The 25,681-nt window shown below is 73.9% G+C and carries 34 protein-coding genes; 17 read left to right on the plus strand and 17 right to left on the minus strand.

Going from position 1 to position 25,681, the window contains the following annotated elements; genetic code table 11:
- The coding region (mshA, locus tag E4P40_RS15575; RefSeq protein ID WP_245160371.1) for a D-inositol-3-phosphate glycosyltransferase at positions 1-1,089 on the minus strand (1,089 nt) is incomplete at its 3' end.
- 92 nt (positions 1,090-1,181) lie between these two features.
- On the opposite strand from mshA (E4P40_RS15575), the gene E4P40_RS15580 reads away from it, so the two are divergent.
- Positions 1,182-1,967 carry an SDR family oxidoreductase gene (locus E4P40_RS15580; protein ID WP_135159453.1) on the plus strand — a complete coding sequence of 262 codons (786 nt, stop codon included), beginning with the start codon at positions 1,182-1,184 and terminating at the stop codon, positions 1,965-1,967.
- Here E4P40_RS15580 and E4P40_RS15585 read toward each other — a convergent pair.
- Positions 1,964-2,971 carry a UDP-N-acetylmuramate dehydrogenase gene (locus E4P40_RS15585; RefSeq protein WP_135159454.1) on the minus strand — a complete coding sequence of 336 codons (1,008 nt, stop codon included), beginning with the start codon at positions 2,969-2,971 and terminating at the stop codon, positions 1,964-1,966. The two genes, E4P40_RS15580 and E4P40_RS15585, sit on opposite strands and share 4 nt — an antisense overlap.
- Before the next feature lie 34 nt (positions 2,972-3,005).
- On the opposite strand from E4P40_RS15585, the gene E4P40_RS15590 reads away from it, so the two are divergent.
- From E4P40_RS15590 to E4P40_RS15600, 3 genes are read left to right on the plus strand one after another with little or no spacing between them, the layout of a single operon-like run.
- Positions 3,006-3,866, plus strand: a complete 861-nt coding sequence (locus E4P40_RS15590; protein WP_135159455.1) for a class I SAM-dependent methyltransferase — start codon at positions 3,006-3,008, stop codon at positions 3,864-3,866.
- The gene (locus E4P40_RS15595) at positions 3,863-4,636 is read left to right on the plus strand and encodes a maleylpyruvate isomerase family mycothiol-dependent enzyme (RefSeq protein WP_167762256.1); all 774 of its coding nucleotides are present in this window, start codon (positions 3,863-3,865) and stop codon (positions 4,634-4,636) included. The genes E4P40_RS15590 and E4P40_RS15595 overlap by 4 nt, the downstream gene beginning before the upstream one ends.
- Positions 4,633-5,472, plus strand: a complete 840-nt coding sequence (locus E4P40_RS15600) for a fused MFS/spermidine synthase (protein ID WP_135159457.1) — start codon at positions 4,633-4,635, stop codon at positions 5,470-5,472. Before E4P40_RS15595 ends, E4P40_RS15600 begins: the two co-directional genes overlap by 4 nt.
- Before the next feature lie 3 nt (positions 5,473-5,475).
- On the opposite strand, the gene E4P40_RS15605 is transcribed toward E4P40_RS15600, so the two are convergent.
- On the minus strand, positions 5,476-5,988 hold the full coding sequence (locus tag E4P40_RS15605) for an O-acetyl-ADP-ribose deacetylase (RefSeq protein ID WP_135159458.1): 513 nt from the start codon (positions 5,986-5,988) through the stop codon (positions 5,476-5,478).
- A 40-nt stretch (positions 5,989-6,028) separates the two neighbouring features.
- Here E4P40_RS15605 and E4P40_RS15610 point away from each other — a divergent pair, with 40 nt between their 5' ends.
- On the plus strand, positions 6,029-6,223 hold the full coding sequence (locus E4P40_RS15610; protein WP_135159459.1) for a PspC domain-containing protein: 195 nt from the start codon (positions 6,029-6,031) through the stop codon (positions 6,221-6,223).
- 9 nt (positions 6,224-6,232) lie between these two features.
- On the opposite strand, the gene E4P40_RS15615 is transcribed toward E4P40_RS15610, so the two are convergent.
- From E4P40_RS15615 to E4P40_RS15650, 8 genes are all read right to left on the minus strand, one after another.
- On the minus strand, positions 6,233-6,517 hold the full coding sequence (locus E4P40_RS15615) for a DUF2516 family protein (protein WP_135159460.1): 285 nt from the start codon (positions 6,515-6,517) through the stop codon (positions 6,233-6,235).
- A 137-nt stretch (positions 6,518-6,654) separates the two neighbouring features.
- Positions 6,655-7,461, minus strand: coding sequence for a hypothetical protein (locus E4P40_RS15620; protein WP_135159461.1), 807 nt, complete (start codon positions 7,459-7,461; stop codon positions 6,655-6,657).
- On the minus strand, positions 7,458-7,961 hold the full coding sequence (locus E4P40_RS15625; protein ID WP_135159462.1) for a helix-turn-helix transcriptional regulator: 504 nt from the start codon (positions 7,959-7,961) through the stop codon (positions 7,458-7,460). The genes E4P40_RS15620 and E4P40_RS15625 overlap by 4 nt, the downstream gene beginning before the upstream one ends.
- Positions 7,962-8,048: 87 nt before the next feature.
- Entirely contained in the window at positions 8,049-9,020 is a 972-nt protein-coding gene (locus E4P40_RS15630) for an asparaginase (protein WP_135159463.1), read from the minus strand.
- Positions 9,017-9,577: an aerial mycelium formation protein gene (locus E4P40_RS15635; protein WP_135159464.1), complete on the minus strand. Its 561-nt coding sequence runs from the start codon at positions 9,575-9,577 to the stop codon at positions 9,017-9,019. The genes E4P40_RS15630 and E4P40_RS15635 overlap by 4 nt, the downstream gene beginning before the upstream one ends.
- A 2-nt stretch (positions 9,578-9,579) precedes the next feature.
- Entirely contained in the window at positions 9,580-10,404 is an 825-nt protein-coding gene (locus E4P40_RS15640) for a 3-keto-5-aminohexanoate cleavage protein (protein WP_135159465.1), read from the minus strand.
- Complete coding sequence (locus E4P40_RS15645; protein ID WP_135159466.1) at positions 10,401-11,492, minus strand: glycine cleavage T C-terminal barrel domain-containing protein; 1,092 nt, start codon at positions 11,490-11,492, stop codon at positions 10,401-10,403. The genes E4P40_RS15640 and E4P40_RS15645 overlap by 4 nt, the downstream gene beginning before the upstream one ends.
- Complete coding sequence (locus E4P40_RS15650) at positions 11,489-11,965, minus strand: Fur family transcriptional regulator (RefSeq protein ID WP_135159467.1); 477 nt, start codon at positions 11,963-11,965, stop codon at positions 11,489-11,491. Before E4P40_RS15650 ends, E4P40_RS15645 begins: the two co-directional genes overlap by 4 nt.
- Before the next feature lie 39 nt (positions 11,966-12,004).
- On the opposite strand from E4P40_RS15650, the gene E4P40_RS15655 reads away from it, so the two are divergent.
- Positions 12,005-12,853 (plus strand): aminotransferase class IV, encoded by an 849-nt coding sequence (locus E4P40_RS15655; RefSeq protein ID WP_135159468.1) that lies wholly within the window; start codon positions 12,005-12,007, stop codon positions 12,851-12,853.
- On the opposite strand, the gene E4P40_RS15660 is transcribed toward E4P40_RS15655, so the two are convergent.
- Positions 12,850-13,677 carry an aminotransferase class IV gene (locus E4P40_RS15660; protein WP_135159469.1) on the minus strand — a complete coding sequence of 276 codons (828 nt, stop codon included), beginning with the start codon at positions 13,675-13,677 and terminating at the stop codon, positions 12,850-12,852. The genes E4P40_RS15655 and E4P40_RS15660 overlap by 4 nt on opposite strands.
- Before the next feature lie 39 nt (positions 13,678-13,716).
- Between E4P40_RS15660 and E4P40_RS15665 the strand changes: the two genes are divergently transcribed.
- From E4P40_RS15665 to E4P40_RS15700, 8 genes are all read left to right on the plus strand, one after another.
- A complete protein-coding gene (locus E4P40_RS15665; RefSeq protein WP_135159467.1) occupies positions 13,717-14,193 on the plus strand; it encodes a Fur family transcriptional regulator in 477 nt (158 codons plus the stop codon).
- Positions 14,190-15,281, plus strand: a complete 1,092-nt coding sequence (locus E4P40_RS15670) for a glycine cleavage T C-terminal barrel domain-containing protein (protein ID WP_135159466.1) — start codon at positions 14,190-14,192, stop codon at positions 15,279-15,281. The genes E4P40_RS15665 and E4P40_RS15670 overlap by 4 nt, the downstream gene beginning before the upstream one ends.
- On the plus strand, positions 15,278-16,102 hold the full coding sequence (locus tag E4P40_RS15675; RefSeq protein WP_135159465.1) for a 3-keto-5-aminohexanoate cleavage protein: 825 nt from the start codon (positions 15,278-15,280) through the stop codon (positions 16,100-16,102). Before E4P40_RS15670 ends, E4P40_RS15675 begins: the two co-directional genes overlap by 4 nt.
- Before the next feature lie 2 nt (positions 16,103-16,104).
- Positions 16,105-16,665: an aerial mycelium formation protein gene (locus tag E4P40_RS15680; RefSeq protein ID WP_135159464.1), complete on the plus strand. Its 561-nt coding sequence runs from the start codon at positions 16,105-16,107 to the stop codon at positions 16,663-16,665.
- Positions 16,662-17,633, plus strand: coding sequence for an asparaginase (locus tag E4P40_RS15685; protein WP_135159463.1), 972 nt, complete (start codon positions 16,662-16,664; stop codon positions 17,631-17,633). Before E4P40_RS15680 ends, E4P40_RS15685 begins: the two co-directional genes overlap by 4 nt.
- A gap of 87 nt (positions 17,634-17,720) precedes the next feature.
- A complete protein-coding gene (locus E4P40_RS15690; protein ID WP_135159462.1) occupies positions 17,721-18,224 on the plus strand; it encodes a helix-turn-helix transcriptional regulator in 504 nt (167 codons plus the stop codon).
- Positions 18,221-19,027 (plus strand): hypothetical protein, encoded by an 807-nt coding sequence (locus E4P40_RS15695; RefSeq protein ID WP_135159461.1) that lies wholly within the window; start codon positions 18,221-18,223, stop codon positions 19,025-19,027. The genes E4P40_RS15690 and E4P40_RS15695 overlap by 4 nt, the downstream gene beginning before the upstream one ends.
- Before the next feature lie 137 nt (positions 19,028-19,164).
- The gene (locus E4P40_RS15700; protein WP_135159460.1) at positions 19,165-19,449 is read left to right on the plus strand and encodes a DUF2516 family protein; all 285 of its coding nucleotides are present in this window, start codon (positions 19,165-19,167) and stop codon (positions 19,447-19,449) included.
- A 9-nt stretch (positions 19,450-19,458) separates the two neighbouring features.
- On the opposite strand, the gene E4P40_RS15705 is transcribed toward E4P40_RS15700, so the two are convergent.
- Positions 19,459-19,653: a PspC domain-containing protein gene (locus E4P40_RS15705; RefSeq protein ID WP_135159459.1), complete on the minus strand. Its 195-nt coding sequence runs from the start codon at positions 19,651-19,653 to the stop codon at positions 19,459-19,461.
- 40 nt (positions 19,654-19,693) lie between these two features.
- Here E4P40_RS15705 and E4P40_RS15710 point away from each other — a divergent pair, with 40 nt between their 5' ends.
- On the plus strand, positions 19,694-20,206 hold the full coding sequence (locus tag E4P40_RS15710) for an O-acetyl-ADP-ribose deacetylase (protein ID WP_135159458.1): 513 nt from the start codon (positions 19,694-19,696) through the stop codon (positions 20,204-20,206).
- A gap of 3 nt (positions 20,207-20,209) precedes the next feature.
- Here the strand turns inward: E4P40_RS15710 and E4P40_RS15715 are convergent, their stop codons facing one another.
- From E4P40_RS15715 to E4P40_RS15725, 3 genes are read right to left on the minus strand one after another with little or no spacing between them, the layout of a single operon-like run.
- Positions 20,210-21,049: a fused MFS/spermidine synthase gene (locus E4P40_RS15715; RefSeq protein WP_135159457.1), complete on the minus strand. Its 840-nt coding sequence runs from the start codon at positions 21,047-21,049 to the stop codon at positions 20,210-20,212.
- Complete coding sequence (locus E4P40_RS15720) at positions 21,046-21,819, minus strand: maleylpyruvate isomerase family mycothiol-dependent enzyme (RefSeq protein WP_167762256.1); 774 nt, start codon at positions 21,817-21,819, stop codon at positions 21,046-21,048. Before E4P40_RS15720 ends, E4P40_RS15715 begins: the two co-directional genes overlap by 4 nt.
- Positions 21,816-22,676, minus strand: coding sequence for a class I SAM-dependent methyltransferase (locus tag E4P40_RS15725; protein ID WP_135159455.1), 861 nt, complete (start codon positions 22,674-22,676; stop codon positions 21,816-21,818). Before E4P40_RS15725 ends, E4P40_RS15720 begins: the two co-directional genes overlap by 4 nt.
- Before the next feature lie 34 nt (positions 22,677-22,710).
- Here E4P40_RS15725 and E4P40_RS15730 point away from each other — a divergent pair, with 34 nt between their 5' ends.
- Complete coding sequence (locus E4P40_RS15730; RefSeq protein WP_135159454.1) at positions 22,711-23,718, plus strand: UDP-N-acetylmuramate dehydrogenase; 1,008 nt, start codon at positions 22,711-22,713, stop codon at positions 23,716-23,718.
- Here the strand turns inward: E4P40_RS15730 and E4P40_RS15735 are convergent.
- On the minus strand, positions 23,715-24,500 hold the full coding sequence (locus tag E4P40_RS15735) for an SDR family oxidoreductase (RefSeq protein ID WP_135159453.1): 786 nt from the start codon (positions 24,498-24,500) through the stop codon (positions 23,715-23,717). The genes E4P40_RS15730 and E4P40_RS15735 overlap by 4 nt on opposite strands.
- A gap of 92 nt (positions 24,501-24,592) precedes the next feature.
- Here E4P40_RS15735 and mshA (E4P40_RS15740) point away from each other — a divergent pair.
- Positions 24,593-25,681, plus strand: a 1,089-nt coding sequence (gene mshA, locus E4P40_RS15740) for a D-inositol-3-phosphate glycosyltransferase (RefSeq protein WP_245160371.1), incomplete at its 3' end; no start/stop codon positions are given.

Below are 25,681 nucleotides of genomic sequence, written 5' to 3' on the forward strand. Positions count from 1 at the left end.
GCCGGAGACGCCGTTGCGGACCGCCGTCCGCAGGCCGCCCACGGCTGCGGCGACGACGGGCGTGCCGCAGGCCTGCGCCTCGAGGGCTACGAGGCCGAAGGACTCGTTGTGGCTGGGGACGACGGCGACGTCCGCGGCCCGGTAGTGCTCGGCGAGCCGCTCCGCACGCTGGGGCGGGAAGAAGGTGACGACGTCGGCGATGCCGAGCGACCCGGCCAGCTTCTGCAGCTGTTCGGGTGCGTCGAGGCCGGAGCCGCTGGGGGCGCCGACCACGTGGACGCGGAGCCGGGGGCGCAGCTCCGGGTCGTCGGTGAGCAGCTGGGCGGCGGCATGCAGCAGGACGTCCGGCGCCTTGAGGGGCTGGATGCGGCCCACGAAGAGGAGGACGAGGGCGTCCTCGGGCAGGCCGACGGCGCGCCGGGCGGCGGCGCGGTCGCCGGGGCAGAACCGGTCGAGGTCGACGCCGGGCGGGACCACGAGGGTGCGTGCCGGGTCGGCGCCGTAGAGGCGGACCAGCTGCCGGGCCTCCTCGTCGGTGTTGGCGATCAGCCGGTCGGCTTCGGCGACGACCTGTTCCTCGCCGATGACTCGGGCGCGGGGCTCGGGCCGGTCGCCGTCCGCCAGCGCCTCGTTCTTGACCTTGGCGAGGGTGTGCGCGGTGTGGATGAGCGGCACGCTCCACCGGTCGCGGGCCAGCCAGCCGACCTGGCCGGACAGCCAGTAGTGGGAGTGGACGACGTCGTAGTAGCCCGGCTCGTGCTGGGCCTCCTCGCGCAGGACGGCGGCGGTGAAGGCGCAGAGCTGGGCGGGGAGCTCCTCCTTGCCGAGGCCCTCGAACGGGCCGGCGCTGACGTGGCGGACGGTCACGCCCGGGCTCATCTCGACGACCGGCGGGAGGTCGCTGGAGGTGGCGCGGGTGAAGATGTCGACCTCGATGCCGCGGGCCGCGAGCCGGCGGGACGCCTCGACGATGTAGACGTTCATGCCGCCGGCATCGCCGGCGCCGGGCTGGTCGAGCGGACTCGTGTGCACGGAGAGCGTTGCCACCCGCCGGGGCGCGCCGGGGCGGAAGGAACGCCGAACGGGCACAGCACGTCCTTCCGCTCGGTGGCTCTCCGGTTCCAGGGGCCGGTCCGCCCCTGACGACACTTCAATCCTGCAACAACGTCAGGATGGGGTTCATGCCCGGTACCCAGCGCCCCCACTCCCCGTCTCCGCGCACGCTGCCCGGCGCGGGTCGCACCGCCGTCGTCACCGGCGCCTCGAGCGGCATCGGCGCAGCAACGGCCACCCGGCTGGCCGAGGAGGGGTTCGACGTCGTCCTCGGCGCCCGGCGGATGGACCGGCTGACCGCCCTGGCCGAGGAGATCGGGGCGCGGGCGCTGCCGCTCGACCTGACCGATGCGTCGTCGGTCGCCGCGTTCGCGGACTCGCTGGAACGGGTGGACGTGCTGGTCAACAACGCGGGTGGGGCGTACGACGCCCTTCCCGTCGCCGAGGCGGACGTGGCTTCGTGGGCGCGGACCTACGAGGTCAACGTGCTCGGGACCGTGCGGCTGACCAAGGCGCTGCTGCCGGCGCTGCGGGCCTCCGGGGCGGGCGACGTCGTGTTCGTCGGCTCGACCGCCGGGCTGATCAGCTACGAGGGCGGGGCGTCGTACACGGCGGCCAAGCACGGGGTGCACACGCTGGCGGAGACACTGCGGCTGGAGCTCAACGGCGAGCCCGTGCGGGTGGTCGTGGTCGCGCCCGGGATGGTGCGCACCGAGGAGTTCTCCCTGAACCGGCTGGGCTCCGCGGACGCGGCGGACGCGGTCTACCGGGGCGTACGCGAGCCGCTGGTCGCCGAGGACGTCGCCGACTGCATCGCCTGGTCGATCACCCGCCCGCACCACGTGAACATCGACATGTTGGTGGTCCGCCCGCTGGCCCAGGCGGCCCAGCACAAGGTCGCGCGGGAGAGCTAGGGCCGCACCGCGGTCGGCTCGGGGACGAGGGTGACCCCGAACTGCTCCCGCACCGCGCCGATGATCGTGTCGGCGAACGCGAGCAGTTCGGCGGCCGTCGCGCCGGGTTCCGTCGTGAGGGCGAGGCTGTGGCGGGACGACGTCCCGACGTTCCCCTGCCTCGTGCCGCGGCCGAAGCCCGCGGACTGGACCAGCCACGCCGCACTCAACTTGAGGTGACCCTCCCCGGCCGGCCAGGCCGGGCACCCGTCGACCGCCTGAGCCGCCGGGACGATCGGGTTCGTGAAGAAGGAGCCGGCGCTGCGGCTGTCGGGATCGGCGGGGTCGAGGACCATGCCCTTGCCCCGACGGAGGCCGATCACCACGTCGCGGACGTCGGCCAGCGGCGCTGTCTCGCCCAGCTCGACGCCGAGCGTGCGAGCGAGCTCGGCGTAGCCCACCGGGCGGGAGAGCTTCCCCGGGTGGAGCGCGAACGTGACGTCGAGGACGACGAACCGGTCGGGGTCGCGCTTGAGCCGGCTGTCGCGGTAGGCGAAGCCGCACTCGTCGGGGCTGAGGATCCGCTCGGACTTCTCCGTGCGGTCGTAGACGCGGACCGCGGTGATGGTCTGGGCGACCTCCTGGCCGTACGCCCCGACGTTCTGCACCGGTGTCGCGCCCGTCGAGCCCGGGATCCCGGACAGCGCCTCCATACCGGCGAGGTCGTTCTCGACCGTGAAGGCGACGAGCTCGTCCCAGTCGTGCCCCGCCTGGACGGTGAGGGCGTTCCCGCTGCGCACGATCCCGCGGGTGCGGACAGCGACGACATCGCCCGGCCAGCCGTCGTCCGGCGCGACCACGTTGGAGCCTCCGCCCAGCACCAGGAGCGGTCGTCCCGCCTCGTCGGCGTCACGAACGGCGGCGACGAGTTCGTCGGCGTCCGTGACCTCGAGGAGGCGGTCGATCGGACCGCCGACGGCGAGGGTGGTGAGGTCCGCCAGCCGGACGTCGCGTCGAACCTGCACGACTCCACGCTAACCGGGACTATCCTCCGGACCGGTGAGCGAGGCCCGGAGGGACCACAAGGCACGCGCCTCGCTGTCCGCCGCTCCTCAGCGCAAGGCGCCGCGTCTGGCCGCCGGCCGGGCCCGGGCCCTCGGCCTGCCGACCCGCGGCACGACGAACGCCAACCGGCTGCGGCGCGTCGACCACTGGCTGCTCGCGACCCAGGTGCCGCGGCTGCGCGACTGCCCCCGTCCCCTCGTCGTCGACCTCGGGTACGGCTCCTCGGCGGTGACCACCCTGGAACTGGTCGACCGGCTCGGGCCCGAGGTGGACCGGCTCGAGGTGGTCGGTCTGGAGATCGACCCGGCGCGGGTTGCCGCGGTGGAGGCCGACCGCGATCCGCCGCGGGTGGACTTTCGGCTGGGTGGCTTCGAGCTCGCCGGCCTGCAGCCGGTGCTGGTACGCGCGTTCAACGTGCTGCGCCAGTACGACGAGGACTCCGCTGCCCGGGCGTGGGACACGATGCGCGCTTCCCTCGGCGCCGGTGGAGTCATCGTCGAGGGCACCTGCGACGAGTGGGGACGACGGTCGGCCTGGGTGGCCCTGGATGCCGCGGGTCCGCTGACGTTGACGCTGTCCACGCGGGTGGCCGACATCGCGAAGCCCTCCGACCTCGCCGAGCGCCTGCCCAAGGCCCTGATCCACCACAACGTGCCGGGGCAGCCGATCCACGAGTTCCTGCGCGCGTTCGACGGCGCGTGGGCGGCGGCCGCCGGACTCTCCACGTTCGGGCCGCGGCAGCGGTGGGTGGCGGCGGTCGAGTCGCTGGGGGCACAGGGCTGGCCACTCGTCGGGTCGACGAGGCGATGGCGGCACGGTGAGATCACGGTGCGATGGTCGGCCGTGGCACCGTGACCCGGCTCGCCGGTGAAGTGCTGCGTCAGCGCTGCATCGAGGCCGTCGTCGAAGAAGGCGAGCTGTTCGGCATCGTCTCCCAGCAGCTCGCAGCCGGGCCCACCCCGGCCACCGGCGGTCTCGACGCGCGCGTGCCGTGGGTCCCCGACTGGGCCGCCCGCGACCTCGTCGGGCACCTCGGCACCGTCCACCGCTGGGCAACGACGATCCTGCGGGCCGGCCACACCCAGCGACCGGCACCCGATGCGACCCGGACTCCGCCGCACGACGGCCTGATCGACTGGTACGCCGAGGGCCTGACGGAGCTGATCTCCACCCTGCGCACCACGCCGCCGGACGCCCCCGCCTGGCACATGAGCCCGACGGCCGAGAAGACCGCCGCCTCGTGGGCCCGGCGCCAGGCCCACGAACTCGTCGTCCACCGCATGGACCTCGAGGTCGCCGCCGGCCTGCCGCACAGTCCCGTCGACGCCGACCTGGCCGAGGACGGCGTCGACGAGCTCCTCACCGTCGTCGTCCCCCGCTGGGCGCACACCGAACCGCTGAGCACCGCACGCGCCACCGCCGCGGTCACCGCCACCGACACCCGCCGCACCTGGTCCCTCTCGGTCGACCGCGGCGCCGTGACGGTGCGGTCGGAACGGTCGGGCACCGAGGACGCCCACCTCCAGGGAGAGGCCCTCCAGTTGCTCCTCCGCCTCTGGGGCCGTCCCGCTGACGTCACCGTCGACGGCGACCCTGCGGCGGAAGCCCTGTTGCGCGGACGATGAGGACACCACCCGGTCCGACCTCCGTCACCGGTGGCACGGCCGAACTGCTCGCCGACGCCGACCGCGACGGCTCATGGATGCTCCTCGTCAACGGCACCCCGCAGTCCCACGTCGACCTCGAGGACCCCACGCACCTGGAGTTCGAGTACGTCCGCCGGATGGGGCACGTCCTCGACCTCGCCGCCGATCCCGCTGCGCCCCTCGACGTCCTCCACCTCGGCGGAGGCGCGCTGACCCTGCCCCGCTACGTCGCGGTCACCCGTCCCGGGTCGAGGCAACGGGTCGTCGAGTTCGACCAGCTCCTCACCGACCTGGTCCGCGAGTACCTCCCGTTGCCCCGGAACGCCCGCGTCCGCGTGCGCGCCGATGACGCCCGCGCCGGACTCGAGGCGCACCGCCCCGGCAGCGCGGACGTGATCATCACCGACGTCTTCGCCGGTGCACGCACCCCCGGGCACCTCACCAGCGCCGAGTTCGTGGCGGGCGTGCACCGCGTGCTGCGACCACAGGGCGCCTACACCGCCAACGTGGCGGACGGGCCGCCGCTGACGTTCGCCCGGGCCCAGGTCGCCACCCTGCGCTCGGTCTTCCGGCACGTCTGCCTGCTCGCCGAGCCGGGCACGCTCCGCGGCCGCCGCTTCGGCAACCTCGTGGCCGTCGCGTCCGACGCCGAACTGCCGATCGACGGCCTGCTGCGCGCCTGCGCGAAGGACCCGATGCCCTCGCGTGTCGTCCACGGCGCCGACCTCGACCGCTTCGCGGGCACGGCGCGTCCGGTGCAGGACGCCGACGCCGTCGACTCACCGGAGCCACCCGCCGGAGTGTTCGGCCGCTGAGGCTCAGTCCTCGAGCGCAGCGAGGAAGGCGTCCAGTGCCCGGTCGTCGAACAGCACGAACCGGACCTCCTGCACGTGCTCGACCGACGCTGCGCGCACCCCGGCCACCGCCTGCCGCGCCGCGTCGTCCAGAGGCCACCCGTAGACCCCCGCCGAGATGGCCGGGAAGGCCACCGAGTGCGCCCCGAGCCCGTCCGCGGCCCGCAGGCGCTCGGTGTAGCAGGAGCGGAGCACGGCCGAGTGGTCCCGGGTTGCCGACCAGATCGGCCCGGCCGTGTGCACCACCCACCGCGCGGGCAGCCGCCCCGCCGTCGTCGCCACGGCCTGTCCGCGCGGCAGCCGCGCGCCGGGCAGCCGCGACGCGATGGCCCGGCACTCCGCGAGGATCTCCGGGCCCCCGGCGCGGTGGATGGCCCCGTCTACGCCACCTCCACCGAGCAAGCCCGGATTGGCGGCGTTCACGATCACGTCGGTGTCGGCCTGCGTGATGTCGCCGCGCACCGCCCGCAGGTCCATGTCACGACCGTAGGGTCACGGGCATGACAGGGTCTGCGAGATGACGTCGCCCGCTCCGTACCGCCTCCGTCGCGACTCGCGCAACAAGGTGATCGCGGGGGTCTGCGCCGGCATCGCCCGGCGCTACGGCCTCTCCACCAGCGGTCTGCGCCTGGCGTTCGTGCTGTCGTGCGTCCTGCCGGGGCCGCAGTTCATCGCCTACATCCTGCTGTGGGTGCTGATCCCGGCGGACTGAGGGCTCAGCTCACCAGCTGTTGCCGCGGCGCAGTCCGCGCACGGCCGGACGCACGTCGACCAGGTACACGATCGCGGCGATCACGGCGGGCAGCCCCAGGAAGCTCATCGGCGTGAACCAGTAGACGACCGCGGCCGACAGGCCGGTGATCGCCGCCCAGCCGGGCTTGGTGAGCTTGCCTGCGGCCACGTAACCGGCGGCAGGTCGGATGAGGGCATCGACGAAGGCCCACAGAGTCAGCGCCAGGGCACCGTAGTAGAGGGCGCTGTACACCCAGAAGTCGAACTGCCCCATGGCGCGAGCGTACCCGCCTCAGCCCACGGATCCGGGGAGAACGAGGGGCGAGCCCACCCGGAAGGGGCCAGGGGACGCGACAAGGCCCCGGAGCGCGAAAGCAGCTCCGGGGCCCTGGTCGTTGCGACGCCGGGACGTCAGTTCTTCTTGGCAGGCACCGCGGTCGGGTTGGCCGGCTTGGCGGTGCGGGCGCGGGTCACGCGCGCCGAGGCGGCCTTGGCCGGAGCCTTGCGGGCGGCCGGGCTGCTCTTCTTCGCGGGGGCCGGCTTGGCCGGGGCGGCGGCCTTGACGGTGGTCGACGTGGCCGGCTTCGGGGCCTCGACGACCTTCTCCGCGTTCGCCTTGGTGGTCTCGGCGGCGTCCTCGATCTTGTTCTCTGCCTTGGCCGCGACCTTGGTCGCCTTCGCAGCGGTCTTCTGCGCGATGGAGGTCACCTCGTTGGAGGCCTCGACGACGGCCTCGGCCGTGTCCTCGAGAACGTCCTCGAGGGTGTCCTCGACGGCGTCGACCGCCCGCTCGGCACGACGGACGACCTTGCGGAAAGCGGGCTGACGGCGCAGGTCCTCGACGACCTCGGCGCCACGCTCGGCCAGCGTCCCGACGGTGGCGACCGCCTGGGTGCGGGCGGTCTCGACCAGGCCGGCGACGGTGCTCTTCAGCGTCTCCGGACGGACGGCGACGGCGAGCTGCTGAGCCGTGGTGCGGGCGTTGCCGGCGGCCTCGGTGGCCCGGGTGCGGGCCTCCTTGACGGCCAGGTCGGCCTGGACCTGGGCCTCGCCCGGCAGGGCCAGCACCGAAGAAGCGGCCTTGGACCGGAACTGCCCGAGCGCGGTCCTGGCGCGCTCGACGGCCAGGTCACCGGCGCCGATGACGGCGAGGTTCAGGGTCTTGTAGGTGGAGACGGCGGTCTCGCCGTACTGCTTCACGGTCTGCGTGGTGGTCATGCTGACTCCTGGGAGGTCGGGGTGGTGGCTGCGGCGTGGGAAGAGGTCTGGGCTGCGGCCCGGTGCTCACGGACGTAGGTCTCGTAGAGCTCGAGCAGGACCGCCTTGTGGCGCTCGGACAGGGCGTCGTCCGACCGGATCGCCGCCACGGTGTCCGGGTTACCGGACCGCCGGTCGAGGATCCCCGCCTGCTCGTAGAGCGATTCGGCGGAGATCTTCAGGCCCCTGGCGATCGACGCGAGGATCTCCGCTGACGGCTTCCGGAGCCCCCGCTCCACCTGGGACAGGTACGGGTTGCTGACGCCGGCGGTGCGGGCCAGCTCGCGCAGCGACACCCGGGCAGCGCTGCGCTGCTCGCGGATGAAGTCGCCCACCTGGGAACTCACCGCCGCGACGCTGGGCGCCTCGGCGACCGACTCCGCCACGCTGCCGGCGACCCTGTCCACCTTCTCGCGGACCGTCGTCACCTGCTCACGGACGAACTCACTGGGCGTCTGCACGGGTACGACCGTAGTCGGGGGTGCTAGCAACTGCAAGCGGAGCTGCTAGCAGATCGGCGTGAAGCCGGTCACACGCGAAGGTGCAGGTCAGCCACGCAGGAGCGGAGCGGGACAGACCTCACCGACCACTCCTTCACCACCGGAGACAGGCGTCCGCAACCACGGAGCAAGCACGTCCTCGGGCATGCCGAGCCGCAGCAGGCCGGCGCACAGCGCCGGTGTGCGTCCCCGGTCACCGCCGTCATCCACCTTGAGCGCCACGGCACCGCGGCCCGGCAGCGCTGCGACGTGGACGCCGTCAGCGCCGCACTTGGCCAACAGCCCGGGCACCGCCGTCATGAGGCCGGTGTCCTCGTGGCCGGTACCGGCCACGAACCACGGGTGCGCACGCATCGCATCGGCCACCGACCGCTCCGGTGACCCCTCCTGTGCCTCCACCAGCGAGAGCACCCCGCGGGCCAGACCCGTCACCGACAGCGCGTGCTGCGGGGCGCCGCACCCGTCGACGACGACCGCCGTCACCGGCTCCTCCGCCGCCTCGGCCAGCCGCGCCTCGATCGCCTGCTGCAGCGGGTGGTCGCGCTCCAGGTAGCCGGACGTCGGCCAGCCGGCCGCGACGCAGGCCGACAGCATCGCCGCGTGCTTGCCCGAGCAGTTCATCGCCAGTCGTTCCGGCGCCCGGCCCGCGACGATCCATTCCGACTCCGTGCCGATGTGCTGCGGCAGGGCCGGCGGGCAACCGAGGTCGTCGGGGCCGAGCCCCACGGCCGTGAGCATCCCCGCGGCGACCTGCCGGTGGCGGTCCTCCCCGTTGTGCGAGCCGGCCCCGATCGCCAGTTCCTGCGCCGACCGCGGCGACCAGCCGGCCGCCAGCAGTGCCGTGGCCTGCACCGGCTTGTTCGACGACCGCGGCAGCACCGGCCGGTCGACGGCACCGGCCGCGAAGGTCACCGCACCGTCGGCATCCAGGACGACGAGCGATCCGCGGTGCGCCGACTCGAGGAAGCCCGAGCGCCAGACCTCGACGAGGACAGGGTTGTCGGGCCAGTCGCCGGTCAGTGCCGGCCCTCGTCGGCCAGCAGCTGGGCCACGTCGGCCTCGCCGTCGCGGTAGCGGCGGCCCAGCTCGGCGGCGAGACCGTCCATCACCTGCTGCACCCCGCGCCGACGCTCCGACAGGTTGAGCTCCGCCTCCGCCAGCGCCCGCGCGGCCTTCTCCAGCTTCGCGTCGCTGAGGTCGGAGATCGCCGACAGGTCGATCCCGCCGGTCAGGGAGTTCACCCAGGACTCGTACTCCTCGGGCGCGTGCGGTTGCACGGTCTGGTGGCGGCCCAGCCCGTGGGCGGGCCCCCGGCCCTTCTCCGAGAGGATCTCCGGCAGCAGGTCGACCAGCGACCGGCCGTCGTGCTCCGACCGGCGCTGCAGCTCGCGGCGGACGATGTCCAGCCGGCCCTGGAGGAGCCGCCGGGTGTAGGAGAGGTTGACCTCCTGCTGCTCGGCCTCACGACGGAGCAGGCGCACCTCGCTCATCGGCTGCGTCGTCGCGTTCTCGAGGAAGGCGGGCTCGAGGAGCGCGTCGACGGCGGCACCCCCGGCGGGAGCAGGCTTGGGGCTCACGATTACTCCTCGATTCCCAGGAAGCGGCGGGCGTCGTCGGTACTCATCGGCGGGCGCTGGGCGATGCGGGCGAGACCGGCCGCGCGCGCGACCAGCTGGGCGTTGTCGCGCACCGGCTCGCCGGGAGCGTAGGTCAGCGTGTCCTCCATGCCCACCCGCAGGTGACCGCCGGCCGACAGCGCGCCGAGCATCACCGGCAGCGACGTCCGTCCGACGCCGGTCGCGGCGAACGTGGCACCGGGCGGCAGGTGCGGCAGGCACGCGGCGAGCGCCTGCGTCGTCCCGGGCATGCCGCCCGGGACCCCCATGACGAAGTCGACGTGCACGTGCCCGCCGTGCGGCAGTCCGTACTTGTCCAGCAGCCGGGTCAGGGTGGCCAGCTGACCGAGGTCGAAGACCTCGTACTCCGGCACGATCCGCCGCTGCTGCATCTGCGTGTGCAGTTCGACGATCAGGTCCCAGGGGTTGGCGAAGACGTCCCGGCCGAAGTTCACCGTGCCGAGCGTCAGCGACGCCGCGTCCGGCTCCGCGTCGAGGACGGCGAGCCGCGCGTCGAAGGTGTCGGTCACCGCTCCACCGCTGGACAGCTGGACGACGAGATCGGTCGACTCCCGCACCGCGCCGACGACCTCGCGCACCCGGCCGAGGTCGAGCGTCGGCTTCGTGTCCTCGTCGCGCACGTGCAGGTGGATGACCGAGGCACCGATCGCCTGGCAGTCCTTCGCCGTCGCCGCGACCTCCTCCACCGTCACCGGCAGCGCGGGGACGTCGGCCTTCGCCGACTCGGCTCCCGTCGGCGCGACCGTGATGAGGGTGCTGGACGTCACCGGCCGATCGTCGCAGACCGGACCGCCCGCACCCGCTCCCGGGCTGCTGTGTCCACCGGCGGGGCCGCTCCGTCGCCGGGGTCGATCGAGGCCGTGGAGCCGGCGACCGCCAGGCCCGTACCCGGCTGGACGGACTGCTTCACCAGCGCGAGCGCGATGACGCCCAGCTCGTGGTGCCTGACGACGCTGCCCACGCGGCCGACCTCGCGTGTCCCGGCCAGCACCGGCGTACCGGGCTCGGCCAGCACCTCGCTGACGCCGTCCAGGTGCAGCAGCACCAGCCGCCGCGGCGGCCGGCCGAGGTTGTGCACCCGCGCCACGGTCTCCTGGCCGCGGTAGCAGCCCTTGTCCAGGTGGACGGCGGTGCGCAGCCACTCCAGCTCGTTGGGGATCGTCCGGTGGTCGCTGTCCACGCCCAGGCGCGGCCGGCGGGCCTCCACCCGCAGCGCCTCGTACGCCTGGATACCCGCCGGAGCCGCGCCCGCGGCCAGCAGGCGATCGGCCACCGCTGCGAGCCCGCTCCTCGGCACGACCAGGTCGACCACCGGAGCGCCGTCCCCGATCGTCGGCATGCGGCGGGCGAAGCCGCTGTCGAGGGCCCTGATCCCGTACGGAGCGACCGGCACCGGTAGCTGCGCCGCGGTCAGGACGTCGTCCGCCTTCGGGCCGACCAGGCTCAGCACGGCCCACTGATCGGTCACCAGCTCCGGCTCGACCCGGAGCATGAACCGCATCTTCTGCAGGAACGCCTCCAGCGCCGGTCCCGTCCCGGGCTCCACGTCCGCCCACGTCGTGCCGGTGAGGTCGGCCAGGACCAGGTGGTGCTCGACGTGCCCGTGGGGCGAGAGCACCAGCGCCTCGCTGCCCGTGCTGTCGGCGAGGCGGTCCAGGTGCTGGCTGGTCAGGTTGTGCAGCCAGGAGAGCCGGTCGGCGCCGGGGACGGCGAGGACGTCGCGGTCGCTGCGGTCGACCAGCCCCGCATCCTCGGCCAGCCGCCGCTGCTCGCGGAGCGGGTCGCCGTAGTGGACGGCGATGGAGCCGCCCTCGACGGCGACCGCGCCGGGCAGCGAGAGAAGGGGGGACGTCATGGGGAGTGCTCCGATCCGGCTCGTTCGCGGCACGCGCGGCACGTTCCGGAGAGCGCGACGTGACCCACGTCCACGGTGAAACCCAGTTCGGCCGCCAGACGTTCCGCCGCGCCGTCCAGGAGGTCCGGCGCGACCGAGGAGACCTCACCGCAGGCCTGGCAGACGACGTGCAGGTGCGGGTGCTCGGCCGAGTGGTAGACCGGCGCCCCCTTGCCCAGGTGGGTGTGCCAGACCAGCCCCAGCCGCTCGAGCAGCTCGAGGTTGCGGTAGACGGTCGAGGTGTCGGGAGGGGCGCCGCCCGGGCCGGCCTCGTCGCGCAGCCGCGCCCCGATCGCCTCGGGGGTGGCGTGCTCGAGGGAGCTGACCGCGGCGAGCACGCGTTCGCGTTGCGGGGTCAGGCGCAGGCCGCGCGCCCGCAGCCGCTCGGCCAGCGGCTGGGCCTGCGACGACACAGCACCGTGCTCGTCTCCCACGCATCGAGCGTAAACCTGGGCGTACGGCAGGCTGGGCCCGTGAGCGATCTGCGCAGGGTGGCGGTCTGGCGGGACGGCGCGGCGGTGGCCGCGTCCGCCGACGAACCGGTGGTGTCGGCCTTCGACCTCGGCCTCGGCCGGGGGGACGGCGTCTTCGAGTCCGTGGACGTCGTGGACGGCGGAACCCCGTGGCTCGCCGCCCACCTGGACCGGCTCGCCCGCTCGGCGGCGCTGCTGGAGCTCGCCGACCCGGGCGAGCGGGTCTGGCGCGCGCTCCTGGCCGCCGTGCTCACCGACTGGCCCTCCGGCGAGGAGGGCGTCTGCCGGATCTACCTCACCCGCGGGCTCAGTCCCGACGAGACCCCGACCGCGCTCGCCCTGCTCTCCCCCGTCCCCGCGGAGACCGTGCGGCAGCGGGTCGAGGGCATCTCCGTCGTCAGCCTCGGCCTCGGCGTCCCGGCCGACTTCCGGGCCGGCGCCCCGTGGCTGCTCGGCGGGGCGAAGACGCTCTCGTACGCGGTCAACATGGCGGCCCAGCGGCACGCCCACACGCTCGGTGCCGACGACGTCGTCTTCACCTCGCTCGAGGGGCGGCTGCTGGAGGGGCCCACCTCGACCGTGGTCTGGGCGAGCGGCGGAACGCTGCACACCCCGCCGGTGGAGACCGGCATCCTGCCCGGCACGACGATGGCCCGGCTGTTCGATCGTGCCGCGTCCGACGGGTGGCCCACGGCGGTCACCGTCGGAACGGTGGCCGACCTGCACGCCGCCGACGCCGTCTGGCTGCTGTCGGGCGTCCGGGGGGCGGCCACTGTGCACACCCTGGACGGCGTCGCGCGCGGTGACGACGGCCTCTCCGCGCGGGTACGGGACCTTCTCGCCCGCTAACGTGGGGCCCGGTGCGCCGGGAAGTCTGGTCGGCAACGTCCTCGTCGACCCCTGGAGCCGCCCCCGTGACCACGCAGCAGCCAGACGGCGTCGGCGGCGTGCAGGTCGGCCACCGTTCCGACGGTGACCGCCGTGGGCCACCCGTCGGACGCGGCACGATCGAACAGCCGGGCCATCGTCGTGCCGGGCAGGATGCCGGTCTCCACCGGCGGGGTGTGCAGCGTTCCGCCGCTCGCCCAGACCACGGTCGAGGTGGGCCCCTCCAGCAGCCGCCCCTCGAGCGAGGTGAAGACGACGTCGTCGGCACCGAGCGTGTGGGCGTGCCGCTGGGCCGCCATGTTGACCGCGTACGAGAGCGTCTTCGCCCCGCCGAGCAGCCACGGGGCGCCGGCCCGGAAGTCGGCCGGGACGCCGAGGCCGAGGCTGACGACGGAGATGCCCTCGACCCGCTGCCGCACGGTCTCCGCGGGGACGGGGGAGAGCAGGGCGAGCGCGGTCGGGGTCTCGTCGGGACTGAGCCCGCGGGTGAGGTAGATCCGGCAGACGCCCTCCTCGCCGGAGGGCCAGTCGGTGAGCACGGCGGCCAGGAGCGCGCGCCAGACCCGCTCGCCCGGGTCGGCGAGCTCCAGCAGCGCCGCCGAGCGGGCGAGCCGGTCCAGGTGGGCGGCGAGCCACGGGGTTCCGCCGTCCACGACGTCCACGGACTCGAAGACGCCGTCCCCCCGGCCGAGGCCGAGGTCGAAGGCCGACACCACCGGTTCGTCGGCGGACGCGGCCACCGCCGCGCCGTCCCGCCAGACCGCCACCCTGCGCAGATCGCTCACGGGCCCAGCCTGCCGTACGCCCAGGTTTACGCTCGATGCGTGGGAGACGAGCACGGTGCTGTGTCGTCGCAGGCCCAGCCGCTGGCCGAGCGGCTGCGGGCGCGCGGCCTGCGCCTGACCCCGCAACGCGAACGCGTGCTCGCCGCGGTCAGCTCCCTCGAGCACGCCACCCCCGAGGCGATCGGGGCGCGGCTGCGCGACGAGGCCGGCCCGGGCGGCGCCCCTCCCGACACCTCGACCGTCTACCGCAACCTCGAGCTGCTCGAGCGGCTGGGGCTGGTCTGGCACACCCACCTGGGCAAGGGGGCGCCGGTCTACCACTCGGCCGAGCACCCGCACCTGCACGTCGTCTGCCAGGCCTGCGGTGAGGTCTCCTCGGTCGCGCCGGACCTCCTGGACGGCGCGGCGGAACGTCTGGCGGCCGAACTGGGTTTCACCGTGGACGTGGGTCACGTCGCGCTCTCCGGAACGTGCCGCGCGTGCCGCGAACGAGCCGGATCGGAGCACTCCCCATGACGTCCCCCCTTCTCTCGCTGCCCGGCGCGGTCGCCGTCGAGGGCGGCTCCATCGCCGTCCACTACGGCGACCCGCTCCGCGAGCAGCGGCGGCTGGCCGAGGATGCGGGGCTGGTCGACCGCAGCGACCGCGACGTCCTCGCCGTCCCCGGCGCCGACCGGCTCTCCTGGCTGCACAACCTGACCAGCCAGCACCTGGACCGCCTCGCCGACAGCACGGGCAGCGAGGCGCTGGTGCTCTCGCCCCACGGGCACGTCGAGCACCACCTGGTCCTGGCCGACCTCACCGGCACGACGTGGGCGGACGTGGAGCCCGGGACGGGACCGGCGCTGGAGGCGTTCCTGCAGAAGATGCGGTTCATGCTCCGGGTCGAGCCGGAGCTGGTGACCGATCAGTGGGCCGTGCTGAGCCTGGTCGGCCCGAAGGCGGACGACGTCCTGACCGCGGCGCAGCTACCGGTGCCGGTCGCTCCGTACGGGATCAGGGCCCTCGACAGCGGCTTCGCCCGCCGCATGCCGACGATCGGGGACGGCGCTCCGGTGGTCGACCTGGTCGTGCCGAGGAGCGGGCTCGCAGCGGTGGCCGATCGCCTGCTGGCCGCGGGCGCGGCTCCGGCGGGTATCCAGGCGTACGAGGCGCTGCGGGTGGAGGCCCGCCGGCCGCGCCTGGGCGTGGACAGCGACCACCGGACGATCCCCAACGAGCTGGAGTGGCTGCGCACCGCCGTCCACCTGGACAAGGGCTGCTACCGCGGCCAGGAGACCGTGGCGCGGGTGCACAACCTCGGCCGGCCGCCGCGGCGGCTGGTGCTGCTGCACCTGGACGGCGTCAGCGAGGTGCTGGCCGAGCCCGGTACGCCGGTGCTGGCCGGGACACGCGAGGTCGGCCGCGTGGGCAGCGTCGTCAGGCACCACGAGCTGGGCGTCATCGCGCTCGCGCTGGTGAAGCAGTCCGTCCAGCCGGGTACGGGCCTGGCGGTCGCCGGCTCCACGGCCTCGATCGACCCCGGCGACGGAGCGGCCCCGCCGGTGGACACAGCAGCCCGGGAGCGGGTGCGGGCGGTCCGGTCTGCGACGATCGGCCGGTGACGTCCAGCACCCTCATCACGGTCGCGCCGACGGGAGCCGAGTCGGCGAAGGCCGACGTCCCCGCGCTGCCGGTGACGGTGGAGGAGGTCGCGGCGACGGCGAAGGACTGCCAGGCGATCGGTGCCTCGGTCATCCACCTGCACGTGCGCGACGAGGACACGAAGCCGACGCTCGACCTCGGCCGGGTGCGCGAGGTCGTCGGCGCGGTGCGGGAGTCGACCGATCTCGTCGTCCAGCTGTCCAGCGGTGGAGCGGTGACCGACACCTTCGACGCGCGGCTCGCCGTCCTCGACGCGGAGCCGGACGCGGCGTCGCTGACGCTCGGCACGGTGAACTTCGGCCGGGACGTCTTCGCCAACCCCTGGGACCTGATCGTCGAACTGCACACGCAGATGCAGCAGCGGCGGATCGTGCCGGAGTACGAGGTCTTCGACCTCGGTCAGCTGGCCACCCTGACCCGGCTGCTGGACAAGTACGGACTGCCGCACGGCGGGCACGTGCACGTCGACTTCGTCATGGGGGTCCCGGGCGGCATGCCCGGGACGACGCAGGCGCTCGCCGCGTGCCTGCCGCACCTGCCGCCCGGTGCCACGTTCGCCGCGACCGGCGTCGGACGGACGTCGCTGCCGGTGATGCTCGGCGCGCTGTCGGCCGGCGGTCACCTGCGGGTGGGCATGGAGGACACGCTGACCTACGCTCCCGGCGAGCCGGTGCGCGACAACGCCCAGCTGGTCGCGCGCGCGGCCGGTCTCGCCCGCATCGCCCAGCGCCCGCCGATGAGTACCGACGACGCCCGCCGCTTCCTGGGAATCGAGGAGTAATCGTGAGCCCCAAGCCTGCTCCCGCCGGGGGTGCCGCCGTCGACGCGCTCCTCGAGCCCGCCTTCCTCGAGAACGCGACGACGCAGCCGATGAGCGAGGTGCGCCTGCTCCGTCGTGAGGCCGAGCAGCAGGAGGTCAACCTCTCCTACACCCGGCGGCTCCTCCAGGGCCGGCTGGACATCGTCCGCCGCGAGCTGCAGCGCCGGTCGGAGCACGACGGCCGGTCGCTGGTCGACCTGCTGCCGGAGATCCTCTCGGAGAAGGGCCGGGGGCCCGCCCACGGGCTGGGCCGCCACCAGACCGTGCAACCGCACGCGCCCGAGGAGTACGAGTCCTGGGTGAACTCCCTGACCGGCGGGATCGACCTGTCGGCGATCTCCGACCTCAGCGACGCGAAGCTGGAGAAGGCCGCGCGGGCGCTGGCGGAGGCGGAGCTCAACCTGTCGGAGCGTCGGCGCGGGGTGCAGCAGGTGATGGACGGTCTCGCCGCCGAGCTGGGCCGCCGCTACCGCGACGGCGAGGCCGACGTGGCCCAGCTGCTGGCCGACGAGGGCCGGCACTGACCGGCGACTGGCCCGACAACCCTGTCCTCGTCGAGGTCTGGCGCTCGGGCTTCCTCGAGTCGGCGCACCGCGGATCGCTCGTCGTCCTGGATGCCGACGGTGCGGTGACCTTCGCGGCCGGTGCCGTCGACCGGCCGGTGCTGCCGCGGTCGTCGAACAAGCCGGTGCAGGCCACGGCACTGCTGGCGGCCGGCTGGTCGCCGCGGTCGGCGCAGGAACTGGCGATCGGGGCCGGCTCGCACAACGGGGAGGACCGCCACCGGCAGGTCGCCGCGGGGATGCTCACGGCCGTGGGGCTCGGCCCCGACGACCTCGGTTGCCCGCCGGCCCTGCCGCAGCACATCGGCACGGAGTCGGAATGGATCGTCGCGGGCCGGGCGCCGGAACGACTGGCGATGAACTGCTCGGGCAAGCACGCGGCGATGCTGTCGGCCTGCGTCGCGGCCGGCTGGCCGACGTCCGGCTACCTGGAGCGCGACCACCCGCTGCAGCAGGCGATCGAGGCGCGGCTGGCCGAGGCGGCGGAGGAGCCGGTGACGGCGGTCGTCGTCGACGGGTGCGGCGCCCCGCAGCACGCGCTGTCGGTGACGGGTCTGGCCCGCGGGGTGCTCTCGCTGGTGGAGGCACAGGAGGGGTCACCGGAGCGGTCGGTGGCCGATGCGATGCGTGCGCACCCGTGGTTCGTGGCCGGTACCGGCCACGAGGACACCGGCCTCATGACGGCGGTGCCCGGGCTGTTGGCCAAGTGCGGCGCTGACGGCGTCCACGTCGCAGCGCTGCCGGGCCGCGGTGCCGTGGCGCTCAAGGTGGATGACGGCGGTGACCGGGGACGCACACCGGCGCTGTGCGCCGGCCTGCTGCGGCTCGGCATGCCCGAGGACGTGCTTGCTCCGTGGTTGCGGACGCCTGTCTCCGGTGGTGAAGGAGTGGTCGGTGAGGTCTGTCCCGCTCCGCTCCTGCGTGGCTGACCTGCACCTTCGCGTGTGACCGGCTTCACGCCGATCTGCTAGCAGCTCCGCTTGCAGTTGCTAGCACCCCCGACTACGGTCGTACCCGTGCAGACGCCCAGTGAGTTCGTCCGTGAGCAGGTGACGACGGTCCGCGAGAAGGTGGACAGGGTCGCCGGCAGCGTGGCGGAGTCGGTCGCCGAGGCGCCCAGCGTCGCGGCGGTGAGTTCCCAGGTGGGCGACTTCATCCGCGAGCAGCGCAGCGCTGCCCGGGTGTCGCTGCGCGAGCTGGCCCGCACCGCCGGCGTCAGCAACCCGTACCTGTCCCAGGTGGAGCGGGGGCTCCGGAAGCCGTCAGCGGAGATCCTCGCGTCGATCGCCAGGGGCCTGAAGATCTCCGCCGAATCGCTCTACGAGCAGGCGGGGATCCTCGACCGGCGGTCCGGTAACCCGGACACCGTGGCGGCGATCCGGTCGGACGACGCCCTGTCCGAGCGCCACAAGGCGGTCCTGCTCGAGCTCTACGAGACCTACGTCCGTGAGCACCGGGCCGCAGCCCAGACCTCTTCCCACGCCGCAGCCACCACCCCGACCTCCCAGGAGTCAGCATGACCACCACGCAGACCGTGAAGCAGTACGGCGAGACCGCCGTCTCCACCTACAAGACCCTGAACCTCGCCGTCATCGGCGCCGGTGACCTGGCCGTCGAGCGCGCCAGGACCGCGCTCGGGCAGTTCCGGTCCAAGGCCGCTTCTTCGGTGCTGGCCCTGCCGGGCGAGGCCCAGGTCCAGGCCGACCTGGCCGTCAAGGAGGCCCGCACCCGGGCCACCGAGGCCGCCGGCAACGCCCGCACCACGGCTCAGCAGCTCGCCGTCGCCGTCCGTCCGGAGACGCTGAAGAGCACCGTCGCCGGCCTGGTCGAGACCGCCCGCACCCAGGCGGTCGCCACCGTCGGGACGCTGGCCGAGCGTGGCGCCGAGGTCGTCGAGGACCTGCGCCGTCAGCCCGCTTTCCGCAAGGTCGTCCGTCGTGCCGAGCGGGCGGTCGACGCCGTCGAGGACACCCTCGAGGACGTTCTCGAGGACACGGCCGAGGCCGTCGTCGAGGCCTCCAACGAGGTGACCTCCATCGCGCAGAAGACCGCTGCGAAGGCGACCAAGGTCGCGGCCAAGGCAGAGAACAAGATCGAGGACGCCGCCGAGACCACCAAGGCGAACGCGGAGAAGGTCGTCGAGGCCCCGAAGCCGGCCACGTCGACCACCGTCAAGGCCGCCGCCCCGGCCAAGCCGGCCCCCGCGAAGAAGAGCAGCCCGGCCGCCCGCAAGGCTCCGGCCAAGGCCGCCTCGGCGCGCGTGACCCGCGCCCGCACCGCCAAGCCGGCCAACCCGACCGCGGTGCCTGCCAAGAAGAACTGACGTCCCGGCGTCGCAACGACCAGGGCCCCGGAGCTGCTTTCGCGCTCCGGGGCCTTGTCGCGTCCCCTGGCCCCTTCCGGGTGGGCTCGCCCCTCGTTCTCCCCGGATCCGTGGGCTGAGGCGGGTACGCTCGCGCCATGGGGCAGTTCGACTTCTGGGTGTACAGCGCCCTCTACTACGGTGCCCTGGCGCTGACTCTGTGGGCCTTCGTCGATGCCCTCATCCGACCTGCCGCCGGTTACGTGGCCGCAGGCAAGCTCACCAAGCCCGGCTGGGCGGCGATCACCGGCCTGTCGGCCGCGGTCGTCTACTGGTTCACGCCGATGAGCTTCCTGGGGCTGCCCGCCGTGATCGCCGCGATCGTGTACCTGGTCGACGTGCGTCCGGCCGTGCGCGGACTGCGCCGCGGCAACAGCTGGTGAGCTGAGCCCTCAGTCCGCCGGGATCAGCACCCACAGCAGGATGTAGGCGATGAACTGCGGCCCCGGCAGGACGCACGACAGCACGAACGCCAGGCGCAGACCGCTGGTGGAGAGGCCGTAGCGCCGGGCGATGCCGGCGCAGACCCCCGCGATCACCTTGTTGCGCGAGTCGCGACGGAGGCGGTACGGAGCGGGCGACGTCATCTCGCAGACCCTGTCATGCCCGTGACCCTACGGTCGTGACATGGACCTGCGGGCGGTGCGCGGCGACATCACGCAGGCCGACACCGACGTGATCGTGAACGCCGCCAATCCGGGCTTGCTCGGTGGAGGTGGCGTAGACGGGGCCATCCACCGCGCCGGGGGCCCGGAGATCCTCGCGGAGTGCCGGGCCATCGCGTCGCGGCTGCCCGGCGCGCGGCTGCCGCGCGGACAGGCCGTGGCGACGACGGCGGGGCGGCTGCCCGCGCGGTGGGTGGTGCACACGGCCGGGCCGATCTGGTCGGCAACCCGGGACCACTCGGCCGTGCTCCGCTCCTGCTACACCGAGCGCCTGCGGGCCGCGGACGGGCTCGGGGCGCACTCGGTGGCCTTCCCGGCCATCTCGGCGGGGGTCTACGGGTGGCCTCTGGACGACGCGGCGCGGCAGGCGGTGGCCGGGGTGCGCGCAGCGTCGGTCGAGCACGTGCAGGAGGTCCGGTTCGTGCTGTTCGACGACCGGGCACTGGACGCCTTCCTCGCTGCGCTCGAGGACTGAGCCTCAGCGGCCGAACACTCCGGCGGGTGGCTCCGGTGAGTCGACGGCGTCGGCGTCCTGCACCGGACGCGCCGTGCCCGCGAAGCGGTCGAGGTCGGCGCCGTGGACGACACGCGAGGGCATCGGGTCCTTCGCGCAGGCGCGCAGCAGGCCGTCGATCGGCAGTTCGGCGTCGGACGCGACGGCCACGAGGTTGCCGAAGCGGCGGCCGCGGAGCGTGCCCGGCTCGGCGAGCAGGCAGACGTGCCGGAAGACCGAGCGCAGGGTGGCGACCTGGGCCCGGGCGAACGTCAGCGGCGGCCCGTCCGCCACGTTGGCGGTGTAGGCGCCCTGTGGTCGCAGCACGCGGTGCACGCCCGCCACGAACTCGGCGCTGGTGAGGTGCCCGGGGGTGCGTGCACCGGCGAAGACGTCGGTGATGATCACGTCCGCGCTGCCGGGGCGGTGCGCCTCGAGTCCGGCGCGGGCGTCATCGGCGCGCACGCGGACGCGGGCGTTCCGGGGCAACGGGAGGTACTCGCGGACCAGGTCGGTGAGGAGCTGGTCGAACTCGACGACCCGTTGCCTCGACCCGGGACGGGTGACCGCGACGTAGCGGGGCAGGGTCAGCGCGCCTCCGCCGAGGTGGAGGACGTCGAGGGGCGCAGCGGGATCGGCGGCGAGGTCGAGGACGTGCCCCATCCGGCGGACGTACTCGAACTCCAGGTGCGTGGGGTCCTCGAGGTCGACGTGGGACTGCGGGGTGCCGTTGACGAGGAGCATCCATGAGCCGTCGCGGTCGGCGTCGGCGAGCAGTTCGGCCGTGCCACCGGTGACGGAGGTCGGACCGGGTGGTGTCCTCATCGTCCGCGCAACAGGGCTTCCGCCGCAGGGTCGCCGTCGACGGTGACGTCAGCGGGACGGCCCCAGAGGCGGAGGAGCAACTGGAGGGCCTCTCCCTGGAGGTGGGCGTCCTCGGTGCCCGACCGTTCCGACCGCACCGTCACGGCGCCGCGGTCGACCGAGAGGGACCAGGTGCGGCGGGTGTCGGTGGCGGTGACCGCGGCGGTGGCGCGTGCGGTGCTCAGCGGTTCGGTGTGCGCCCAGCGGGGGACGACGACGGTGAGGAGCTCGTCGACGCCGTCCTCGGCCAGGTCGGCGTCGACGGGACTGTGCGGCAGGCCGGCGGCGACCTCGAGGTCCATGCGGTGGACGACGAGTTCGTGGGCCTGGCGCCGGGCCCACGAGGCGGCGGTCTTCTCGGCCGTCGGGCTCATGTGCCAGGCGGGGGCGTCCGGCGGCGTGGTGCGCAGGGTGGAGATCAGCTCCGTCAGGCCCTCGGCGTACCAGTCGATCAGGCCGTCGTGCGGCGGAGTCCGGGTCGCATCGGGTGCCGGTCGCTGGGTGTGGCCGGCCCGCAGGATCGTCGTTGCCCAGCGGTGGACGGTGCCGAGGTGCCCGACGAGGTCGCGGGCGGCCCAGTCGGGGACCCACGGCACGCGCGCGTCGAGACCGCCGGTGGCCGGGGTGGGCCCGGCTGCGAGCTGCTGGGAGACGATGCCGAACAGCTCGCCTTCTTCGACGACGGCCTCGATGCAGCGCTGACGCAGCACTTCACCGGCGAGCCGGGTCACGGTGCCACGGCCGACCATCGCACCGTGATCTCACCGTGCCGCCATCGCCTCGTCGACCCGACGAGTGGCCAGCCCTGTGCCCCCAGCGACTCGACCGCCGCCACCCACCGCTGCCGCGGCCCGAACGTGGAGAGTCCGGCGGCCGCCGCCCACGCGCCGTCGAACGCGCGCAGGAACTCGTGGATCGGCTGCCCCGGCACGTTGTGGTGGATCAGGGCCTTGGGCAGGCGCTCGGCGAGGTCGGAGGGCTTCGCGATGTCGGCCACCCGCGTGGACAGCGTCAACGTCAGCGGACCCGCGGCATCCAGGGCCACCCAGGCCGACCGTCGTCCCCACTCGTCGCAGGTGCCCTCGACGATGACTCCACCGGCGCCGAGGGAAGCGCGCATCGTGTCCCACGCCCGGGCAGCGGAGTCCTCGTCGTACTGGCGCAGCACGTTGAACGCGCGTACCAGCACCGGCTGCAGGCCGGCGAGCTCGAAGCCACCCAGCCGAAAGTCCACCCGCGGCGGATCGCGGTCGGCCTCCACCGCGGCAACCCGCGCCGGGTCGATCTCCAGACCGACCACCTCGAGCCGGTCCACCTCGGGCCCGAGCCGGTCGACCAGTTCCAGGGTGGTCACCGCCGAGGAGCCGTACCCGAGGTCGACGACGAGGGGACGGGGGCAGTCGCGCAGCCGCGGCACCTGGGTCGCGAGCAGCCAGTGGTCGACGCGCCGCAGCCGGTTGGCGTTCGTCGTGCCGCGGGTCGGCAGGCCGAGGGCCCGGGCCCGGCCGGCGGCCAGACGCGGCGCCTTGCGCTGAGGAGCGGCGGACAGCGAGGCGCGTGCCTTGTGGTCCCTCCGGGCCTCGCTCACCGGTCCGGAGGATAGTCCCGGTTAGCGTGGAGTCGTGCAGGTTCGACGCGACGTCCGGCTGGCGGACCTCACCACCCTCGCCGTCGGCGGTCCGATCGACCGCCTCCTCGAGGTCACGGACGCCGACGAACTCGTCGCCGCCGTTCGTGACGCCGACGAGGCGGGACGACCGCTCCTGGTGCTGGGCGGAGGCTCCAACGTGGTCGCGCCGGACGACGGCTGGCCGGGCGATGTCGTCGCTGTCCGCACCCGCGGGATCGTGCGCAGCGGGAACGCCCTCACCGTCCAGGCGGGGCACGACTGGGACGAGCTCGTCGCCTTCACGGTCGAGAACGACCTCGCCGGTATGGAGGCGCTGTCCGGGATCCCGGGCTCGACGGGCGCGACACCGGTGCAGAACGTCGGGGCGTACGGCCAGGAGGTCGCCCAGACCATCACCGCGGTCCGCGTCTACGACCGCACGGAGAAGTCCGAGCGGATCCTCAGCCCCGACGAGTGCGGCTTCGCCTACCGCGACAGCCGGCTCAAGCGCGACCCCGACCGGTTCGTCGTCCTCGACGTCACGTTCGCGCTCCACCCGGGGAAGCTCTCCCGCCCGGTGGGCTACGCCGAGCTCGCTCGCACGCTCGGCGTCGAGCTGGGCGAGACAGCGCCGCTGGCCGACGTCCGCGACGTGGTGATCGGCCTCCGTCGGGGCAAGGGCATGGTCCTCGACCCCGCCGATCCCGACAGCCGCAGCGCCGGCTCCTTCTTCACGAACCCGATCGTCCCGGCGGCTCAGGCGGTCGACGGGTGCCCGGCCTGGCCGGCCGGGGAGGGTCACCTCAAGTTGAGTGCGGCGTGGCTGGTCCAGTCCGCGGGCTTCGGCCGCGGCACGAGGCAGGGGAACGTCGGGACGTCGTCCCGCCACAGCCTCGCCCTCACGACGGAACCCGGCGCGACGGCCGCCGAACTGCTCGCGTTCGCCGACACGATCATCGGCGCGGTGCGGGAGCAGTTCGGGGTCACCCTCGTCCCCGAGCCGACCGCGGTGCGGCCCTAGCTCTCCCGCGCGACCTTGTGCTGGGCCGCCTGGGCCAGCGGGCGGACCACCAACATGTCGATGTTCACGTGGTGCGGGCGGGTGATCGACCAGGCGATGCAGTCGGCGACGTCCTCGGCGACCAGCGGCTCGCGTACGCCCCGGTAGACCGCGTCCGCCGCGTCCGCGGAGCCCAGCCGGTTCAGGGAGAACTCCTCGGTGCGCACCATCCCGGGCGCGACCACGACCACCCGCACGGGCTCGCCGTTGAGCTCCAGCCGCAGTGTCTCCGCCAGCGTGTGCACCCCGTGCTTGGCCGCCGTGTACGACGCCCCGCCCTCGTAGCTGATCAGCCCGGCGGTCGAGCCGACGAACACGACGTCGCCCGCCCCGGAGGCCCGCAGCGCCGGCAGCAGCGCCTTGGTCAGCCGCACGGTCCCGAGCACGTTGACCTCGTAGGTCCGCGCCCACGAAGCCACGTCCGCCTCGGCGACGGGAAGGGCGTCGTACGCCCCACCCGCGTTGTTGACCAGCACGTCCACCCGTTCCAGCGAGTCCGCGAACGCGGCGACCGACGACGCATCGGTCAGGTCGAGCGGCAGCGCCCGCGCCCCGATCTCCTCGGCCAGGGCGGTCAGCCGGTCCATCCGCCGGGCGCCGAGGACGACGTCGAACCCCTCCTCGGCCAGCCGGGTGGCCGTTGCTGCGCCGATGCCGCTCGAGGCGCCGGTGACGACGGCGGTGCGACCCGCGCCGGGCAGCGTGCGCGGAGACGGGGAGTGGGGGCGCTGGGTACCGGGCATGAACCCCATCCTGACGTTGTTGCAGGATTGAAGTGTCGTCAGGGGCGGACCGGCCCCTGGAACCGGAGAGCCACCGAGCGGAAGGACGTGCTGTGCCCGTTCGGCGTTCCTTCCGCCCCGGCGCGCCCCGGCGGGTGGCAACGCTCTCCGTGCACACGAGTCCGCTCGACCAGCCCGGCGCCGGCGATGCCGGCGGCATGAACGTCTACATCGTCGAGGCGTCCCGCCGGCTCGCGGCCCGCGGCATCGAGGTCGACATCTTCACCCGCGCCACCTCCAGCGACCTCCCGCCGGTCGTCGAGATGAGCCCGGGCGTGACCGTCCGCCACGTCAGCGCCGGCCCGTTCGAGGGCCTCGGCAAGGAGGAGCTCCCCGCCCAGCTCTGCGCCTTCACCGCCGCCGTCCTGCGCGAGGAGGCCCAGCACGAGCCGGGCTACTACGACGTCGTCCACTCCCACTACTGGCTGTCCGGCCAGGTCGGCTGGCTGGCCCGCGACCGGTGGAGCGTGCCGCTCATCCACACCGCGCACACCCTCGCCAAGGTCAAGAACGAGGCGCTGGCGGACGGCGACCGGCCCGAGCCCCGCGCCCGAGTCATCGGCGAGGAACAGGTCGTCGCCGAAGCCGACCGGCTGATCGCCAACACCGACGAGGAGGCCCGGCAGCTGGTCCGCCTCTACGGCGCCGACCCGGCACGCACCCTCGTGGTCCCGCCCGGCGTCGACCTCGACCGGTTCTGCCCCGGCGACCGCGCCGCCGCCCGGCGCGCCGTCGGCCTGCCCGAGGACGCCCTCGTCCTCCTCTTCGTGGGCCGCATCCAGCCCCTCAAGGCGCCGGACGTCCTGCTGCATGCCGCCGCCCAGCTGCTCACCGACGACCCGGAGCTGCGCCCCCGGCTCCGCGTCCACGTGGTCGGCGCCCCCAGCGGCTCCGGCCTCGACGCACCCGAACAGCTGCAGAAGCTGGCCGGGTCGCTCGGCATCGCCGACGTCGTCACCTTCTTCCCGCCCCAGCGTGCGGAGCGGCTCGCCGAGCACTACCGGGCCGCGGACGTCGCCGTCGTCCCCAGCCACAACGAGTCCTTCGGCCTCGTAGCCCTCGAGGCGCAGGCCTGCGGCACGCCCGTCGTCGCCGCAGCCGTGGGCGGCCTGCGGACGGCGGTCCGCAACGGCGTCTCCGGC

This window comes from Blastococcus sp. CT_GayMR20 (assembly GCF_004570345.1).

Excerpts from the sequence above, each read along its gene's own strand:
- E4P40_RS15600 (WP_135159457.1), top strand. The coding sequence starts at position 4,633 with ATGAGGACACCACCCGGTCCGACCTCCGTCACCGGTGGCACGGCCGAA.
- E4P40_RS15710 (WP_135159458.1), top strand. The coding sequence starts at position 19,694 with ATGGACCTGCGGGCGGTGCGCGGCGACATCACGCAGGCCGACACCGAC.
- E4P40_RS15615 (WP_135159460.1), bottom strand. The coding sequence starts at position 6,517 with ATGGGGCAGTTCGACTTCTGGGTGTACAGCGCCCTCTACTACGGTGCC.
- E4P40_RS15580 (WP_135159453.1), top strand. The coding sequence starts at position 1,182 with ATGCCCGGTACCCAGCGCCCCCACTCCCCGTCTCCGCGCACGCTGCCC.
- E4P40_RS15695 (WP_135159461.1), top strand. The coding sequence starts at position 18,221 with ATGACCACCACGCAGACCGTGAAGCAGTACGGCGAGACCGCCGTCTCC.
- E4P40_RS15700 (WP_135159460.1), top strand. The coding sequence starts at position 19,165 with ATGGGGCAGTTCGACTTCTGGGTGTACAGCGCCCTCTACTACGGTGCC.
- E4P40_RS15610 (WP_135159459.1), top strand. The coding sequence starts at position 6,029 with ATGACGTCGCCCGCTCCGTACCGCCTCCGTCGCGACTCGCGCAACAAG.
- E4P40_RS15605 (WP_135159458.1), bottom strand. The coding sequence starts at position 5,988 with ATGGACCTGCGGGCGGTGCGCGGCGACATCACGCAGGCCGACACCGAC.
- E4P40_RS15620 (WP_135159461.1), bottom strand. The coding sequence starts at position 7,461 with ATGACCACCACGCAGACCGTGAAGCAGTACGGCGAGACCGCCGTCTCC.
- E4P40_RS15645 (WP_135159466.1), bottom strand. The coding sequence starts at position 11,492 with ATGACGTCCCCCCTTCTCTCGCTGCCCGGCGCGGTCGCCGTCGAGGGC.
- E4P40_RS15705 (WP_135159459.1), bottom strand. The coding sequence starts at position 19,653 with ATGACGTCGCCCGCTCCGTACCGCCTCCGTCGCGACTCGCGCAACAAG.
- E4P40_RS15735 (WP_135159453.1), bottom strand. The coding sequence starts at position 24,500 with ATGCCCGGTACCCAGCGCCCCCACTCCCCGTCTCCGCGCACGCTGCCC.
- E4P40_RS15715 (WP_135159457.1), bottom strand. The coding sequence starts at position 21,049 with ATGAGGACACCACCCGGTCCGACCTCCGTCACCGGTGGCACGGCCGAA.
- E4P40_RS15670 (WP_135159466.1), top strand. The coding sequence starts at position 14,190 with ATGACGTCCCCCCTTCTCTCGCTGCCCGGCGCGGTCGCCGTCGAGGGC.